The organism is Corallococcus sp. AB018, assembly GCF_003986945.1.
Lineage (GTDB): Bacteria > Myxococcota > Myxococcia > Myxococcales > Myxococcaceae > Corallococcus > Corallococcus exiguus.
Genome location: NZ_RAWR01000131.1, coordinates 13785 through 29780, shown reverse-complemented (window position 1 = coordinate 29780; position 15996 = coordinate 13785). Strand labels below are relative to the sequence as shown.

12 protein-coding genes and 1 pseudogene are annotated in these 15996 nt (G+C 69.6%); 9 read left to right on the top strand and 4 right to left on the bottom strand.

Annotation, left to right across the window (positions count from 1 at the left end):
• Positions 1–725 (top strand): annotated as a pseudogene (locus D7Y11_RS25765) (4-amino-4-deoxy-L-arabinose transferase); the annotation flags it as partial.
• On the opposite strand, the gene D7Y11_RS25760 reads toward D7Y11_RS25765, so the two are convergent.
• The 4 genes from D7Y11_RS25760 to D7Y11_RS25745 all read right to left on the bottom strand — a co-directional run bounded on the left by D7Y11_RS25760 (position 726) and on the right by D7Y11_RS25745 (position 3735).
• Positions 726–1211 carry an SMI1/KNR4 family protein gene (locus D7Y11_RS25760; RefSeq protein ID WP_126935027.1) on the bottom strand — a complete coding sequence of 162 codons (486 nt, stop codon included), beginning with the start codon at positions 1209–1211 and terminating at the stop codon, positions 726–728. It abuts the pseudogene before it with no gap.
• A gap of 10 nt (positions 1212–1221) precedes the next feature.
• The gene (locus D7Y11_RS25755; RefSeq protein WP_233597270.1) at positions 1222–1731 is read right to left on the bottom strand and encodes a hypothetical protein; all 510 of its coding nucleotides are present in this window, start codon (positions 1729–1731) and stop codon (positions 1222–1224) included.
• A gap of 218 nt (positions 1732–1949) precedes the next feature.
• Positions 1950–2597: a hypothetical protein gene (locus D7Y11_RS25750; RefSeq protein ID WP_126935026.1), complete on the bottom strand. Its 648-nt coding sequence runs from the start codon at positions 2595–2597 to the stop codon at positions 1950–1952.
• Between the two features lie 112 nt (positions 2598–2709).
• Entirely contained in the window at positions 2710–3735 is a 1026-nt protein-coding gene (locus tag D7Y11_RS25745) for a transglutaminase family protein (protein ID WP_233607393.1), read from the bottom strand.
• Between the two features lie 238 nt (positions 3736–3973).
• Between D7Y11_RS25745 and D7Y11_RS25740 the strand changes: the two genes are divergently transcribed.
• From D7Y11_RS25740 to D7Y11_RS25705, 8 genes are all read left to right on the top strand, one after another.
• Positions 3974–6499, top strand: a complete 2526-nt coding sequence (locus D7Y11_RS25740; protein ID WP_126935025.1) for an HYR domain-containing protein — start codon at positions 3974–3976, stop codon at positions 6497–6499.
• 3 nt (positions 6500–6502) lie between these two features.
• Entirely contained in the window at positions 6503–7093 is a 591-nt protein-coding gene (locus D7Y11_RS25735; protein WP_233597272.1) for a DUF350 domain-containing protein, read from the top strand.
• 7 nt (positions 7094–7100) lie between these two features.
• Entirely contained in the window at positions 7101–7973 is an 873-nt protein-coding gene (locus D7Y11_RS25730; RefSeq protein ID WP_120579343.1) for a hypothetical protein, read from the top strand.
• A gap of 96 nt (positions 7974–8069) precedes the next feature.
• Entirely contained in the window at positions 8070–9359 is a 1290-nt protein-coding gene (locus D7Y11_RS25725; RefSeq protein WP_126935024.1) for a chitosanase, read from the top strand.
• 60 nt (positions 9360–9419) lie between these two features.
• Positions 9420–11339, top strand: coding sequence for an AAA domain-containing protein (locus D7Y11_RS25720; RefSeq protein ID WP_120579345.1), 1920 nt, complete (start codon positions 9420–9422; stop codon positions 11337–11339).
• Positions 11340–11540: 201 nt separating this feature from the next.
• Positions 11541–11732, top strand: coding sequence for a hypothetical protein (locus D7Y11_RS25715; RefSeq protein ID WP_120579346.1), 192 nt, complete (start codon positions 11541–11543; stop codon positions 11730–11732).
• A 54-nt stretch (positions 11733–11786) separates the two neighbouring features.
• Positions 11787–12686: an alpha/beta fold hydrolase gene (locus D7Y11_RS25710; protein WP_126935023.1), complete on the top strand. Its 900-nt coding sequence runs from the start codon at positions 11787–11789 to the stop codon at positions 12684–12686.
• Between the two features lie 237 nt (positions 12687–12923).
• Positions 12924–15923 (top strand): choice-of-anchor D domain-containing protein, encoded by a 3000-nt coding sequence (locus tag D7Y11_RS25705; RefSeq protein ID WP_126935022.1) that lies wholly within the window; start codon positions 12924–12926, stop codon positions 15921–15923.
• The last annotated feature ends 73 nt before the right edge of the window (positions 15924–15996 follow it).

The window sequence follows — 15996 nt, the reverse complement described above, 5'->3', positions numbered from 1 at the left end:
GAGGGTGGGCGACGTTCGGCGAGTACGTGGCGGGACAGTTCGCCATGGGCGGGCCGGTGCTGTTCCCGCTGGCGCTGGTGTACGCGGTGCGAGGGCCCAGGGAGCAGTTCCTGCTGCGCATGGCGGCGGTGATTCCGCTGCTGTTCTTCGGCTACGCGGCGGCGAGGACAAGGGGCGAGGCGAACTGGCCTGCGGCGGCATACGTGGCGGCGTGTATTGGGGTCGCGGGGATGCGGCCCGTGTGGCAGCGGGCGGCAGCGTGGAGCGGGATGGCCGTGGTGCTGGCGGTGACGTCGCACCTGCTGTTCCCGGTGCTGACGTTCGAGCGGGACGTGGTGCTGGCGCGGACGCACGGCTGGGGTGTGCTGGAGCGGCTGAGGGCGCCGGAGCAGTTGTTCCCGGGCATGGCGCCGGGTCCCACGGCGGTCTACGCGCCCACGTACCAGTTGGCTTCGCAGGTCGCGTACACGGCGGGCGTGGAGACGGACACGGTGGGCCCGTCACGGCGCAAGAGCCAGTATGACCTCTGGCCCGAGCTGGAATTGAAGCCCGGGCAGGACGTGCTGTGGTGTTCGGAGAACAGCGCGGAGCCACCGGAGGAACTGGTGCAACGCTTTGGTTCCGTGGAGGGCCCGGTGAAGCTCACGGGGGTCTTCAGGGGCCGGCGGCTGCACACGTTCACGGTGTGGCGAATGCGGACGTTGAACTCCGCCGTGCAGCCATAGTCATTCTTCGGTCCGAAGCCAGAACCAACGCCCCTGGGACCGCAGCGCCCCCGCGAGGAACTCCTGAAACGAACTGGCAACCTGCGCGCAATACTCCGGGTCAGGAAACGCTTCGTTGTAGCCATCACGAATGAGGTAGCGCCCCCCTTCCTGGTGGCTCACATCGAGAAGGATGTAGTTGCTGTCCCGTACCTCGCAGACGGCATACCAGGACGGCGGCCCGGCCTGATCCGTATCCTCATCGCGCATGACCACTCGCGCGCGGGCAATCCGTGACAGCGGCAAGAACGTGAAGGCGGGATCGACGAAGCCGAACGTGGGCTCCCGCTGCGCGAACAACCGGGCCCCGTCACAATGCAGGTAGAAAGCGCGCAGGTCCGGGTCCAGGCGCCAGCCCACGCGATGCTCGAACGCATCCAGTTGCTCCGGCGTTGCAGGCGGGTTGGGCACGTGGAGGCGCGATATCTCATCGAGCAGCTCGTTCATCGCCTTGTGCCTATTCTCCATAGGGATAGTCCGTGCCGACGCTCGTCCATGGAGGCGAGTTCGCGTAACACTGGTTGTAGAGCTTGAAGAGCGTCTGATGGATGTCCTTGGGAAACGGCAGGATGTTGTCCCAGTCCGTGGGATTGCCGCCATGCCAGAGGTCCCGGATGTGATGCCCCTCGTAGGGGTTTCCGTTCTCCGAGGGCCATGCGCCAAAGCGCTTCGCCCACTGCTCCCGGAACTCTGGACGGCTGTCGTCCCATTTGTCGCGGGCGGCCTTGTTCTGGACGGGGCTGAGCGTCCCGTAGTTGCAGCAGCAGTTCGTCATACCGAACCGGCTCCCAGCTCGAACGACCGTGCCTTCAAAGTCCATCTTCACGTCCGCGAGCCACATGCAGCCCTGGAGAGCGTATCCACTCCCTCCGCACTTCTCACGGCAGTAGGCCATGAGCTGCGAGCTGCACTGCCACGGGCCATAGTAGACGATGGTGCGGAACTGCCCGCCGCCAGGCACGGCCACCAGAGGCCCTACCCACTTCCGAACCGCGACAGGGGTCGTGGGCGTTGGACCTTCTGCGCAGGCTGAAAGAAGCAACGTCCCGAGCAGGAGGATCGCTGAACGCCGAGTGGAAGCGTTTCCCTTTGCTGTCATGAGCGCGCACCCTACCGCGCCCAATGGGGAATCCTCTCCGGCATGAAACCGGGGGACAGTGCCCTCCCCCGGCTTCGTGGCTCACGTCACGGACAGAGCGTGCCTTCGCGGCGGCACACGCGGTCGCCGCAGAAGCAGGAGTAGCCCGACTGGCAGGGGCCACACTGCGGGGGCGGATTGGTGCCGCCGCGGTAGCCCTCACCCGTCACGGTCGCGGTGGCGAGTAGCGTGGTGTGCGCCCTGCCTGAGTAGAGCTTGAACGCGAAGGTGTTGCCCGCCGTGATCCAGGGCGCGGCCTGGCAGAAGTTGTCGCCACGGGCGAAGAGCACTTCGGACTGGTTGTTCACGCTCAGCCAGACCTCTCCCTCGGTGATGCCGCTGACGTCGAAGCAGATGTTCGTCGTCCCCGTCTGCGTCACATCCAGGTTGATGCGCACATTCGTGGGCGTCGCGCTGATGGTTCCGACGATGGGATCCGGCTTGAAGCAGAGGGTTTCGTTGTAGCCCAAGGGCGAACACGAGTAGCCCAGCGCCGAGCAGTGCGACGAACAGAGTTGACCGACACGGGTGTAGCCGACCGGGCAATTGAGCGTATGGGAACCGCAGAGGGAATAGGTGACGGCGTTCTCCTGGGTCGCGATGGATTCGCTCCCCTCCTCACCTGCGTCGCTCATGTCCGGGCCAGAGCAGGCCAGGGCCAACGTGGCAATCATCAATGACAGGATGCACTTCATGGACATCACTCCTCGTACGGGTTCGAGAGAGGAGCAGCAGACCATGTTCACCCCGTTCCAGCCATACCCCAAGTGAACCCATCAAAGCAGGTCTTGAATTGGGACAACCGGCTCACTGTCCCTCGGGAGACACCGGTTCGCAGCGGACCAGCACCTCCAGCTGCTCCCCACCACCGCCCAGGTAGAGGGTGCCTGTCGTGGGCGTCGCATCCGAGTACTGGCGCCCCACCGCCACTCGCACGTGGTGCGTCTGCGTGAGGATTCCGTTCGTGGGGTCGAAGCCCTTCCACCCCACCTCCGGCAGGTAGACCTGCACCCACGCGTGAGTGGCTTCCGCCATCACCGCGTTCGCGTGCTTGGGCCCCGTGTAGAGGTACCCGCACACGTAGCGCGCAGGCACTCCCAAGAGGCGCGCCAGGCAGATGAACACGTTGGCGAAGTCCTGACACACGCCCTTGCGCGCCGAATACACGCTGAAGGCCGTGGTGTTCAGCGTCGTGGTGCCCTGCGCGTACGGGTACTCCTTGAAGATGGAGTAGTTGATGTCCAGCAGCGTGTCCAAGAGGTCGAAGTCGTTGCGGCGCGCGAAGATCATCGCGTACTCCAGCAACTCCTCCACCTGCGTGTCCGGCAACTCCGGCGGCAAGAGGTACGGCTGGAGCATGTTCGCCTGCCACGGCATCCACACCAGCGACAACACCGAGCGCATGTGCAGCAGCCGGTACCCCAGCGGATCCGTGTCCCGCAGCTCCACACGCGAGCGGGCCTCCATCACCAGCTCCGTGTAGGGCGTGTCCACCACCGCCCGGCGCACACGGATGCCGAAGACGTCTTCGTACTCCGACCGCGTCACCCCCACCGACAGCGTCACGTCATGCGACAGCAGCGACTGGAGCCGGTCATGCATGGGCGTCAGCCGCAACAGGTGCGAGCTGCGCTCCACCGGCTTCGCGTAGCGGTAGACCGTGCGGTGCAACACGTCCACCACCCGCACCGGCATCTCCGGCGGACGGCGCAGGCGGCTTCGCGCCTCGAACTCCGCCGCCATCATGGGCGCCACCGTGTCCTGCCCTCCCGCCTCCGGCGGCAGAACCTCCACGAGGATGGCCCCCTGGCACACCAGCCCCCCACAAGACATACGACACCCTGCGTCATCCGCACTGGAGTGGGGGCCGGAGGCGTGCGACAGAAGCCGGCAGCACTCATGTGGGTTCGCGAGGGCGGCGGTCGGTGGTGAACACATGAAACAGGTGTGACACCGGCGGTGCGCAAGCTGTCGGACAGTCGGACAGGGCGTGGGTTGTAGCCCGGCGGGGGCGTGATGACGGTGCGCCCTCAGCAGGACAGTTGGCGGGCAGGCGGGCGTGGAGGCGGGCATGGGGATGGTCAGCGGTCGTGCGTGGCTTTCGGCGTTGGCGGTGGCGGTGGGCACGGCCCCGGCGTTCGCGCAGAGCTCCTCCGTCCAGATGGATCCGATGACGGTGCGCCGGGTGGCGGACGTCCTCTCCGAGCCCCGCCTGGAGCTGGACGCCCGGGGGCCTGACACGCGGCCCACCGTCGAGCTGAACGGGCGCCTCTATTTCCTCGCCACCCCGGGCAACGCCGGCTCCGGATCCGACGTCCGGGAGCTGTGGGTGACGGACGGGACGTCCGCGGGCACCCGCTCCGTACAGGAGGAGCTGCTGCCCGCGGGTGCGCGCATCGACCCGGGCTCGCTGCGCGCCACGCCGCACCGCCTGTTCTTCATCGCGACGTCGGAGGAGACCGGACGCGAGCTGTGGACGAGCGACGGCACGCGCGAGGGCACCTACGTCACGCGCGAGATCAACCCCGGCCCGATCCATGGCATCGCCTCCCAGACGCCCGTCTTCGTCTTCGGGGACTCCGTGCTCTTCGCTCCGGCGGACACGCAAGCCGACCTCTGGAGGTCGGACGGCACGGCCGAGGGCACCGTGCCCATCAAGGACATCTACCCGGGCTTCGCCCGAGCGAACGCCGGGGGCTTCGCGCGCGTGGGGGACACGGTCTTCTTCGCCGCGGAGAACGAGCTGGGCGTCGAGCTGTGGCGCACGGATGGCACCGAAGCGGGCACAACGCTCGTGCGCGACATCAAGGCCGGCGTCGGCGACGCGTATCCCGAGAACCTCACCGCGGTGGGCGACACGCTCTACTTCACCGCGGATGACGGCCAGCATGGCCGCGCGGTCTGGAAGTCCGACGGCACGGAGGCCGGCACCGTGCTCGTCAAGGGCTTCAATACCGCCGCCACGGGCCGCATGCCCACCGTGCTCGCCGCCCTGGGCGACGCGCTCGTCTTCCTCGTGCGCAGCTCGGAGGAGGCCTCCCAGCTGTGGCGCACGGACGGCACCGACGCGGGGACGCAGCAGCTGGCGCAGCTGCCCAACGCGATGCTCCACGGTTATTCTGGCCAGTTCTTCGTCACGGCGGGCAACCGCCTCTACTTCGTGTCCCGGGGAGCCACGCTTGGGGACTCGCTGTGGGTGACGGACGGAACAGCCGCGGGCACACGGCGCCTGCCGCACCCTACCGCGTACGGGCATGAGTCCGTGCGCGGCGTCGCGCCGTGGGAGGAAGGGCTCGCCGTCATCGTGACGACGGAAACGGGGGCGAGCGAGCTGTGGCGCACGGACGGCACCGACGCGGGCACGTCCCGGCTGACGCGGCTGCCTTCGGGCAAGGAGTTCGCTCTGCCCACGGGGCTGGTGCCGTTCCAGGGCGCGCTGCTGACGACGGCCGGAGACCCGTGGACGCCCCATGCGCTGTGGCGCATGGAGCGGGATGAAGCGGCGCCGACCTTCCTGTGCCCGGCCGCCCAGGACATGCCCTCCAACCGTCCGGAGGGCACGGACCTGCTCTATTACCGGCCCGAGCTGCGGACCGGACCGGAGCAGGCGTGGATCCGTACCACCTTCATTGACGGCCACCTGCTTCCGCTCAACCTGCCCATCGCCATCACCTACCAGGCCGGGGATGCGCAGGGCCGCCTCACGTACTGCACCACGGTGCTGACTTCGCGGGACCTGACGGCGCCGGCCATCCACAACTGCCCGACGGCGCTCATCCTGAACGCGCAGTCGCCCCGGGGCACGACCTTCTACTATCCGAACCTGGGCATCGGGGATGAGACGAGCCGGGACGTCGTCACGACCTTCAGCCCGACGAACGGCAGCGTGCTGCCCCTGGGCACCACCCAGGCGAACGTGACGGCGAGGGACGCGTCCGGCAACGAGAGCACCTGCTCCTTCCCCATCACCGTGCGCGACAACCAGGCGCCCGGCCGGGCCTGCAAGGTGAACGAGGTCCGCGTGGAGGCGGAAGGCCCCGAGGGCGCGCACGCGTTCTGGCCGGACCTCACGCCTGGCGACAGCCTCTCCAGCAAGGTCACCGTCACCAGCACGCACGCGTCCGGCGACCTGTTCCCGCTGGGCCTCACCCGCGTGGAGGTCATCAGCACGGACGACGCGGGCAACAGCAGCACGTGCGAAATCCAGGTCCGGGTGCGCGACTCGCGCCCGCCCGTGCTCACCTGCCCGGAGGACCAGACGCTGACCACCTCGGTGATGTCCGGTACCCGCGCGGAGTACCCGGCCGCCACCGCCTCGGACACCGTCTCCGAAGCGGAGCTCCTCTACAGCCCCGTCGTGGGCACGCCGCTCGCGCCGGGCCTGCACTCGGTGCAGGTCACCGCCATCGACGCGGCCGGCAACGCGTCGCTCTGCGACTTCCAGCTGACCGTGGAGTACGACCCGACGAGCGGCATGCGGCAGGGCCTGGGCTGCTCGGTGGGCAGCGGCCCGGAGTCGGCGGTGGGCTGGGTCGCGCTCGTCGCCCTCGCCTGGACGCTCAGCCGCCGTCTGAAGGACGGCAAGCCACGCGGGTGAACCATGGGCCATGGCGGCGAGGGGGACTTCCGCTACAGTCCCCGGCGCCCCATGGACCTCACCCTCTTCGTCGTCGGACTCGTGAAGGTCGTCCTCGGCGGCCTCGTGGCCGCGCTCGGCATCGGCTTGAGCATGCGTGGCCTGAGCCGCCTGCTGGACAGCCACCCCGTGGAGGAGCTGCGCCAGGGCAACGTCGCCTCCGGGCTGGTGCACGCGACGAGCCTCGTGTCGCTGGGCCTGCTCGTGCAACACGCACTGAAGGCCACCAGCGACGCGGTGGACCTGGCGGTGCAGAACCCGCCCGTGTCCGCCGTCTCGGTGCTCCAGCTGATGGGCCTGGCGCTGGTGCACGTGGCGCTGTCGCTGGCGGTGGGCGTGGCGGTGCTCGCCCTGGGCGTGCGGCTGTTCGACAAGATGACGCCGGGCATCGAGGAGCTGGCGGAGGTGCGCAAGGGCAACATCGCCGCCGCGCTCCTCTTGTGCGCCTTCCTGCTGGTCATCGCGCTGCTCACCGCGCCGGGCCTCCAGGCCGCGCTCAACGGACTCATCCCCTTCCCGCAGCTGCCCACCGGCGTGCTGCGCGCGCCCGCCTGAAGCCGCCATGGCCGTGCGCTCGTGGAAGACGCTGCTGTCGCTGGTGCTGATGGGCGCGCTCATGGCCTTCGCCAGCTGGGAGCTCGTGCTGACCCGGAAGGCGGGCCGGCTTCCGGATCCGCCCCAGCCGCGAACGGAGGTTCCTCCGGCGGATCCGCAGGAGGCGATGCGGGATTTGGGCATCGTGCTGGTGCCGGAGGACACGCCGCTGGAGCGCGCGAAGTCCTATGACTGGCGCGTGGAAGGAATGGAGCCCGCCCGTCAGCAGCTGGCCTACGGACTGGGCGAAACGGTGGAGCGCGGGTTGGCGCAGGCCCACCGCGACTACAGCGTGCGACTGCGCTACCGAGCCATGGGCCCGGAGCGCTTCACCTACGTGGCGCCGCCGGGCTGCGGCACGGACATGCGCTGCATCTACGCGGAGCTGATGCGCAGCAACGCGGAGCCGGTGCGCGTGCTGGGCGAACGCTTCGCCACCTCCATCCGCGAGCGCGACCTGGACGCGGCGCAGGCCACCGAGCTCATCCTCGGCTTCGTGCGCCGCATCCGCTACGAGCTGCCCGGCGACGAGCCCTTCGGCATCGTCCCGCCGGGACTGGTGCCCGCGCAGGACCGGGGCGACTGCGATTCCAAGGCGGTGCTGGCGCTGATGCTGCTCAGGCAGGTGGGCGTGGACGCGGTGATGCTCTATTCGGATGCGCTCGCGCACGCGGCCATCGGCGTGGGACTGCCCGGCACCGGTACCCGCATCCCCTTCGGAGGGCGCGGGTACCAGTACGCGGAGCTCACCGCCGAAGGCTGGCCGCTGGGGATGATTCCGCCGCAGTACGACAAGCCGCAGCTGTGGCGGGTGCTGCCGCTGCCGGACGTGCAGGGCTGAGCGCCCCTGGCGAATCACAGCGAAAACAGCTATTCCTGCTCTATCCGGGATGCTCGCCGAGCGCGGGCATCCCCATACCCAAGCGGGGGCAGGCACATGGCGGCTTCACGGACGTGGATGATGGGCCTCACGGTGGCGCTGGCCAGCGGCTGTGGCCCGGCGACAGACGCGGAGTCTCCCGCGATGGCCGAGGCAGCGCAGGCGCTGGGCGCGTGCACGCACTCGGTGACGACGAACACGTACAACGGGCCGGACTACTGGGGCACGCTCGTCTTCAAGAACACGGGGACGGTGGCCATCGCCAACCCGGTCATCGCGCTCGACGTGCCCTCGGGCGTGACGTGTGACGATGATCAACCCGGCTGGACGCACACGCAGTCGGGCCGCACGTGCACCTTCACGCGCACGTCGTCGCTGACGGTGGCCGTGAACGCGTCCTACACGTTCAACTACTCCTCCACCTCCAACACGTCCTTCACCGCGACCAACGTGAAGGTCCAGTCCGACAGCTGCGGCGGCACGTCCCCTGGCGGTTCCGGCCTCACCGCGAACCAGAAGAAGGTGGCGGAAGGGCTGACGAGCATCTGGGAGAACGACACGCCCACGATGGACTACGCCTATTCGGAGAACATCAACGACGGGCGCGGCTACACCAACGGGCGCGCGGGCTTCTGCACCGGCACGGGCGACGCCATCCAGGTGGTGCAGTGCTACCGGGCCCTGCGCACGGAGGCCAATGGCAACCGCCTGGCGAAGTACTGGAACGCGCTCACCGTCATCAACAACCGCTTCCTGTCCACCGGCCAATCCCAGGCGTCCACGTCGGAACTGGACGCGGTGGGCAACTGGACCTCGGACTGGGCGGCCAGCTTCAACACCGCCGCCACCCAGGCGGACTTCAAGCAGTGCCAGGACCAGGTGAGCGACGCGCTCTATTACACGCCCACCCTCACCGAGGCCGCGAAGTGGGGCCTCACCCAGGCGCTCACCAAGGCCGCGCTCTACGACGCGTCCATCAACCACGGCTTCGACGGAATGAAGGACCTCATCCGCAAGGCCAACACGGCCCTGGGCAACAGCGGCCAGGTGGCGCCGGTGATTGGCTACAACGGCATCACGGAGACGGCGTGGCTCCAGAAGTTCCTGGAGAAGCGCCGCGACGTGCTGGCGGCGGACTCCACCTGGGTGGAGGCGGTGGACCGCGTGGCCGCGTACGAGAAGCAGCGCCGCGTGGGCAACTGGGACCTGGGCGCCGCCCTGCGCAACGACGTGCGCGCCCGCGACTGCTGGGGGACCACCTACCCGGCGAGCGGCTACACCGTGCGCGCCATCAACCCGGATGGCACCTGGAGCACGCCGTCCTCGTACACGTACTCCTGCCAGTAGGCTGGACAGTCCGGCACACGGGCCGTGACGGCGGGCGCCCCGGGATGGCATGACCGGGGCATGGCCCGTGACGTTTCGTTCTTCGACAAGCTCGGCTCGCTGCTCGCCCAGGAGCGCGAGGCCGAGAAGGCTCGCATGACCTCGCTCGCGCAGGGGCTCACCCTGCGCGAGCGTGAAGAGCAGGGCCTGTCCGTGCTGGACCTGGAGACCGTCGAGGAGGAGGTGGGCCTGGGCGGCCGCATCCTCCTCACGCTCGCCCGCGCGGACCGGGGGAAGCTGCCCACGCGCGTGTCCAACGGCGACCTGGTGGCGGTGCTGCCCCGCCGCGCGGAGGTGAAGGACCCGGCGAAGGCGCTCGTGTCGCGCGCTACCTCCACGCGCATCCAGCTGGCCTTCGATCGCGAGCCGCCCGCCTACCTGTCCGAAGGACTCCTGCGCCTGGACGTCGTCCCCAACGACGTCACCTACGAGCGCGTGCGCGCGGGCCTCCAGCGCGTGAAGGCGATGGACAAGGGCCAGGAGCGACACAAGCGCGAGGTGCTGCTGGGCAACGAGCCCCCGCGCTTCGACAACACGAAGGACTTCACCCCCACCCGCCCGCTCAACCCGGAGCAGCAGGACGCCGCGAAGCGCGCGCTCGCCGCGGAGGACTTCTTCCTGATCCACGGCCCGCCCGGCACCGGCAAGTCCACCGTGCTGGCGGAGGTGGCGGCCCAGGCCGTCGCGCGCGGCGAGCGCCTGTTGTGCACGGCGGCCAGCAACGCCGCGGTGGACCACCTGTTGGAGCTGTGCCTGGAGCAGGGCCTGCGCGCCATCCGCGTGGGACACCCCGCGCGCGTCGCCGCCCGCTTGCAGGAGCACACGCTGGACATCGTGGTGGAGGAGCACCCGGACCGCGTCGTCAGCCGCGACCTGTTCGATGAGGCCTTCGACCTCTTCGGCTACGCGCGGCGCCAGCGCAACCAGGGCCGCAGCCGCGAGCGCTTCTCCAACGCCCGCTCGTCCACGGCCGAAGCCAAGGACCTGATGGACGAGGCACGCAAGCTGGAGAAGAAGGCCGTGAGGGCCGTGCTCGCTCGCGCGGACGTGGTGTGCGTGACGCTCGCGAGCCTGGGCTCCGGAGTGCTCGCGGGCGAGGAGTTCGACCGCGCGCTCCTGGATGAAGCCACCCAGGCCACCGAGCCGCTGGCCCTGCTGGGCTTCCTGCGCGCGCCCAAGGTGGTGCTCGCCGGAGACCCGCAGCAGCTGCCGCCCACCGTGCTGTCACAGGAGGCCTCCAAGGCGGGCCTGGGCACGAGCCTCTTCGAGCGCCTGCTCAAGGACCACGGCGACGAGGTGAAGCGCATGCTGCGCGAGCAGTACCGGATGAACGCCGCCATCATGGCCTTCCCCTCCCAGGAGATGTACGGCGGCGAGCTGCGCGCCCACCCCTCCGTGGCGGACCGCACGCTGCCCGGGGTGCTCAACGCCGGCGCGGAGGTGGACGCACCGCCCGTGCTCTACCTGGACACCGCGGGCAAGGGCTTCGACGAAGAGGAGGAGCCCACCACGCACTCCCTCCTCAACCCGGGCGAGGCCACCTACGTCATCGCCCGCGTGCGCCAGTTGCTGGCACTGGGCCTGGCTCCGCGCGAGGTCGCCGTCATCGCCCCGTACAGCGCCCAGGCCCGCCACCTGCGCGAGGCATTGGAGGCCGTGCACCCGGAGGTGGAGGTGGACACCGTGGACGCGTTCCAGGGACGGGAGAAGGACGCCATCCTGGTGAGCATGACCCGGTCCAACAGTGGGGGGCAGCTGGGCTTCCTCAACGACCTGCGCCGCATGAACGTGGCCCTCACCCGCGCCCGCCGGCACCTGTTCGTCGTGGGCGACTCCGCCACCCTCAGCAGCCACCCCTTCTACGCGCGCTTCATCGAAGGCACCCAGACGGACGGCGGCTACCGCTCGGCGTGGGAGTGGCCGGACCCCGCCGACCCATGATTGTCATCCCAACGACTCAGGGTTGCCCTGGGGGACTACGCAAGGAGTGCGACCCGGGCGCCCGAAATTTGTCGCATCGCTGAACGAATTTTGTCACCTGCTCGGTCGCCGGGCGTGGGAGACGGCCGGAAATCAGGCATTTGGCTCATTCCATGAGGTCGGCACGAAGGATGCTTTCTCTTCTGAACACGGAGGGAATGCATGTCTCAAGCGCCTGTGGTGACCAAGGAGAATGACGTCTGGGTGATTCGGATCGACCGCCCCAACGGCAAGACCCAGGAGTACCGCTGCGCCACGGAGAGCCAGGCCCGGCAGCTGGCCATGGTGCTCGGCAAGCCGGACACCGGCGGCCCGCCGCGCCCGGCGGCGTCGTCGTCCAGCACCGTCGCGTAGGGTCGCCAGCACCCGGGGGGACGGAGTAAGGCGTGAAGGCACGAGGAGACACCCGTGCCCGCCGCCGCATTCGAATCCCTCACCGTCGACGCAGAAGGGCTGCCGCTGCACGTGCGGCAGCGTGGCCCCCAGGGCGCCCCCGCCGTGCTGATGCTTCACGGGTGGTTGGACCATTCCCACAGCTTTGATCCGCTCTGCGAGCACCTGCCCGAAGCCTGGCGCACGGTGCTGCTCGACTTTCGCGGCATGGGCGAGAGCGGCCACGCCGGCCCCGGCGCCGCGTACCACTTCAGCGACCACCTGCTGGACATCGAGGCCACCCTGGACGGGCTGGCCCTGCCGCCGGCGCACCTGGTGGGGCACTCGCTGGGCGGCATCGTCGCGCTCGCGTACGCCGCCGCGCGCCCGGAGCGCGTCAGGAGCCTGACCCTCATCGAAAGCCTGGGGCCTTCCGGTGGTCCGCCCACGGGCGCGGTGCAGCGGCTGCGCGGCTTCCTGGACGACGCGCGCCGGCCCCCCAACCGCAAGCGCTACCCCACCGTGGAGGCCGCCGCGGAGCGCCTGCGTCAGGCGAACCCCACCCTCTCCCCGGACGCGGCGCTGCTCTTCGCCCGCCATGGCACCCGGCGCACGCCGGAGGGCGACTTCGCCTTCACCTTCGACCCACGCCACCGCCGCCGCTTCGGCCAGGGCTACGACGAGGCCCAGTGGCTGGCGCTGGAGGCCGCCGTCACCTGCCCCGTGCAGCTGTTGCGCGGCACGGAAGGCCTGTCCCCCGCCCCGGAGCTGCTGGAGGGGCGATTGGCCGCCCTGCGCACGCTGGCCGGTCCGCCTCGCCTCTTCGAAGGCGGCCACCACGTGCACCTGGAGCAGCCCGCAGCCATCGCCGCCGCGATCGCGGCCTTCATCGCCGCGAACGCGGGCGTCCCGGTGCCCGAAGCGTCGGGTTCATGACCTGAAAAGTTGGGGGTGCTCCTTGGCAAAGGGTCAGGAAAAACCTTTCACCCTCCAGGGCACCTCTCTTCCCTCCAGCGCTCACTTGGTCGCTGGACCGTCCGCCAAGTCCCTGATTTCCCTGGGCACCTGAGCAACCCCTACGCGCGGCACGGGTCTTGATTAGGGGAAGCCCGAGATGGATCACGTGTCCCGGGCATCCGTGTGCGTGTGGTGGGGAAGGGTGGGGAGCGGACAATGGTGATGGGGTGGAGGGGTCGGATCGTCCTGCTGGCGTCATTGGTGGCAGGGACGATGGCGTGTCACGAAGAGGACCAGACGCGCGGGGTGAAGGCCACGGCGGTGCTGGACGTGGACGCGCTCGACTTCGGCGAGGTGCCGGTGGGCGAGTGGCGTGAGAAGGAGGTCCGCATCCGCAACGTCGGCTACGTGCCCTTCTCCGCGCTGGAGGCGTTGGGGCTGGGCAACAACCCGTCCTACCAGGTGGAGCTGAAGGACGGCGGCGGCCGCGTGCCGCCGGGCGAGTCGCACGTCGTCAAGGTGCGCTTCCATCCGCTGGGAGAAGGGCCGGTGGAGGAGACGCTGCGAGTGACGACGGACGCCAACGTGGGCGCCCTCCAGCAGCTGCCCGTCATGGGCCTGGGCACGCCCACGCGCATCGGCGTCAACCCGCCGGTGCTGGACTACGAGACGCTGGAGGTGGACAGCGACCGCACGCTGGAAGTCACCGTCACCAACCCGGTGGACCTGCCGCTGACCCTGAAGGTCGCGGGCGAGAGCGCGGATCCGTTCACCGCGGACACCATCACCGTGCCGCCCAACAGCACGCAGGTGGTGAAGACGAGGTACCTGCCCCGTGCGCTGGGGCAGATGGGCGCGCGGCTGGAGGTCGTCTCCTGCGAGACGTGCACCCCGTCCGTGGTGGACCTGAAGGGCAACTCCGTGGCGAGCGCCTTCGTGTTCGACCCGGCGCCCGTGCCCTTCGACGAGATTCCGGTGCACGAGCGCACCGAGTCCTTCACCCGCGCGCGCAACGTCACCTGGCGCCCGGTGACCATCTCCGCGCTGGCCACCAGCGACCGGGCCTTCTCGCCGCTGTCCAAGCCGGAGGGCGCCACGGTGCAGCCGAACGAGGTGGTGGAGATGCGCATGGAGTTCGCCGCGCGCTTCTCCGGCCCCAACGTGGGCAACCTCACCGTGGCGTACGCGTCCGACAAGGCGCGTGAGTCGCGCGTGATGCTGGACGCGCGCGGTGGCCGTCCCACGCTGGCCGTGGCCCCGGTGGCGCTGGACTTCGGCGAGCTGCCGGTGGGCGGCAAGGTGGAGCAGGTCATCCGCATCACCAACGCGGGCAGCAACGGCCCCCTCACCTTCACCGGCGTGCGCGCGGATGGCGACGCGGTGCAGTTCGACGTGGCCACGCCCACGCGCGGCACGCAGAACTACCCCTGGAAGGCCGGCACCTGGCCCGCGCTGGAGTCCAACGGTCTGCAGATCGACCCGGGCGACGACGCGCTGGAGCTGAAGATCTACTTCGAGCCCAAGAACGAGGGCACCTTCACCGCCACGCTCTACGTGCAGTCCAACGACTTGTTCACGCCGGAGCGCGCCATCACGCTGACGGGCCGCGCCCGCACGTCCGGCCCCTGCGTGTACGAGCTGCTGCCGCAGCCGTCGCTGGAGTTCGCCAACGTGGTGCCGGGCCGCGGCGCGGTGCTGGGCTTCTACTTCCGCAACCCGGGCCGGGCCGAGTGCGCCATCAAGAACGTGCACCTGTCCAATGACGGCGGCGGCGTGTTCACCATGCCGGGCGGTCCCATCACGGGCGGCGTGGTGCTCTACGACACGGCCTTCAGCTCCATGATCGCCTTCCGCGCGCCCACCACGGGCGGCGAGTTCAACGGCGAGCTGATGCTCACCGTCAACAACCCGGCCCACCCCACGGTGACGCTGCCCATCCACGCGGTGTCCAACCCGTCGTGCCTGGTGGCCACGCCGTCCTTCGTGGACTTCGGGCCCATCCGCTACGACTGCCCGGCGAAGCCGCGCAAGACGTTCCTGTCCAACCGCTGCAGCGAGCCGCTCACCGTGTCGGACGCCATCATCGGCAACGGCACGTCCAAGCAGTTCTCCCTGCTCACGCCGGTGACGGCGCCCATCACGCTCCAGCCCGGCGAGGGCTTCGAGATGGAGGTGGACTACGCCCGCAACGTGCTGGGCCAGCACTACAGCCCGCTGTACTTCCAGACGGACACGGAGGCGAACCGCTTCCTCGTCCCGATGCTGGCGGAGACCAACCACGAGGGCATCCAGGTGGACCGCTTCACGCAGGGCACCGACAGCCAGCTGGACGTGCTCTTCGTGGTCTCCAACACCACCACCATGGAGACCTACCAGCAGCGCCTGCGCAACGCGGTCCCCGGGTGGCTCGCGCGTGCGAAGGAGCTGAACGTGGACGTGCGCGTGGGCGTCACCAGCACGGGCCTGGTGCAGCGCCAGGGGCTGTGCGGCGGCGGCGCCAACGGCGGTGAGGCCGGCCGGCTCTTCCCGGTGGACGGCAGCCGCGCCCGCGTGGTGTCCGGCAACAGCGCCAACGCGGCGGCCACCATCCAGTCCAACCTGGAGGTCGGCCTGTGCCACAACCTGGTGCAGGGCCTGGAGACGATGCGCCAGGGCCTGTCCGCTCCGCTGTCCGAGCAGGCCGACGACGTCCGCACCCCGCAGCCCAACGACGGCAACCTGGGCTTCACCCGCGCTGCCGCCCGCATGGCGGTGGTGGTGCTGGCGGACGAGGACGACCACTCCGGCTTCGGACCGGACAGCTACATCCAGTTCCTCCAGACGCTGAAGGGCACGGGCATGTCCCAGCGCAGCAACCTGCACGCGCTCGTCCCCAACGGGACGTCCTGCTCCACCGCGGGCTCCAGCGCGGACCGCTTCGCAGCGGTGGCCCAGGGCACGGGCGGCTCCGTGGGCTCCATCTGCGAGGGCGACTACCGCGGGTTCCTGGACCCCATCATCCAGCAGGCCGGTGAGCCGCAGGCGGACTTCCACCTCACCGCGACGCCGGATGGCACCGCGGAGATGAGCGTGCGCGTGAACGGCCGCACGCTGGGTGCGGATCAGTGGACCTACGACCCGGTCCGCAACGCGGTCATCTTCGCGGCGGGCTCCGTGCCCACCCCGGGGCAGTCCGTGGAGATCCGCTACCGCAGCATCTGCGCCGCCACGCCCTAGGTTGACGGGTTCGTGACGCAGCGCGGCCGGGCCGGTCCCACAGGGGGGCCGGCCCGGTTCGCGTTTTTTTGCG

Coding starts and splice junctions, on each gene's coding strand:
- D7Y11_RS25725 (WP_126935024.1), top strand. CDS start 8,070: ATGGCGGCTTCACGGACGTGGATGATGGGCCTCACGGTGGCGCTGGCC.
- D7Y11_RS25745 (WP_233607393.1), bottom strand. CDS start 3,735: ATGTCTTGTGGGGGGCTGGTGTGCCAGGGGGCCATCCTCGTGGAGGTT.
- D7Y11_RS25750 (WP_126935026.1), bottom strand. CDS start 2,597: ATGAAGTGCATCCTGTCATTGATGATTGCCACGTTGGCCCTGGCCTGC.
- D7Y11_RS25730 (WP_120579343.1), top strand. CDS start 7,101: ATGGCCGTGCGCTCGTGGAAGACGCTGCTGTCGCTGGTGCTGATGGGC.
- D7Y11_RS25740 (WP_126935025.1), top strand. CDS start 3,974: ATGGGGATGGTCAGCGGTCGTGCGTGGCTTTCGGCGTTGGCGGTGGCG.
- D7Y11_RS25760 (WP_126935027.1), bottom strand. CDS start 1,211: ATGAACGAGCTGCTCGATGAGATATCGCGCCTCCACGTGCCCAACCCG.
- D7Y11_RS25705 (WP_126935022.1), top strand. CDS start 12,924: ATGGTGATGGGGTGGAGGGGTCGGATCGTCCTGCTGGCGTCATTGGTG.
- D7Y11_RS25715 (WP_120579346.1), top strand. CDS start 11,541: ATGTCTCAAGCGCCTGTGGTGACCAAGGAGAATGACGTCTGGGTGATT.
- D7Y11_RS25720 (WP_120579345.1), top strand. CDS start 9,420: ATGGCCCGTGACGTTTCGTTCTTCGACAAGCTCGGCTCGCTGCTCGCC.
- D7Y11_RS25735 (WP_233597272.1), top strand. CDS start 6,503: ATGGGCCATGGCGGCGAGGGGGACTTCCGCTACAGTCCCCGGCGCCCC.